Raw genomic sequence first — 530 nt, 5'->3', positions numbered from 1 at the left:
CGGCCCCGGACCATGCAGCTCCCGACAAACCGAGCCGCTTGCGCTCGATATTAACGCTATTCCGAAGGGATGGCCTCTAGTCTCGCTTTTGACGCTGTTCAGGCTGGCCTAAAATGTGATCGTTGATGGTCACAACGGCAAGCGGGATCAGGTTGAATAGCTGGTAGGCGCAGATCGCGCCGACAAAGAACACCAGAAGCGGGTGTGCCTCAACCAGATCATAGTTGGCCCGGACAAAAACTGTCCCCGCTGCGAAGGCGAGGACATAGAGGATCATCGTCAAAGCCCCGTCGAATAGGCTGCGCATCGTCATGGGCTGATCCTAGCCCCTTTATTCGACAGGGGCGAGGGGCGCGCTGGCGCAATCGTCGCCACCGCACAGGAGCCGCAGCGCGGGCTTGCCCCATGCCTGCACGCCGCATGTAGGGCAGCGATATTTGATCCGGTTCGATCGGTTCCCCGTGGCGGGCTGAAGCACGTCCGCCAGATGGCCGCCGGCAGCGCCGGCGCCGGCGCCCGCGGCGGGCGGC

The 530-nt window shown here is 63.2% G+C and carries 1 protein-coding gene and 1 pseudogene; both read right to left on the bottom strand.

Annotated features, from left to right (window positions below):
- Positions 1-76: 76 nt before the first annotated feature.
- A complete protein-coding gene (locus SPHV1_RS03660; protein WP_041734157.1) occupies positions 77-313 on the bottom strand; it encodes a hypothetical protein in 237 nt (78 codons plus the stop codon).
- Between the two features lie 18 nt (positions 314-331).
- Positions 332-530, bottom strand: a pseudogene (locus SPHV1_RS25665) (sprT domain-containing protein); the annotation flags it as partial.

It is taken from the genome of Novosphingobium sp. KN65.2, from assembly GCF_001368935.1.
In the GTDB taxonomy this organism is placed as follows: Bacteria; Pseudomonadota; Alphaproteobacteria; order Sphingomonadales; family Sphingomonadaceae; genus Novosphingobium; species Novosphingobium mathurense.
Note: the sequence above shows the minus strand (reverse complement) of the source record. Positions and strands in the feature narration are given on the sequence as shown.

Bases quoted from the DNA above. Each gene is read 5' to 3' on its own strand.
- SPHV1_RS03660 (WP_041734157.1), bottom strand. From the start codon at position 313: ATGACGATGCGCAGCCTATTCGACGGGGCTTTGACGATGATCCTCTAT.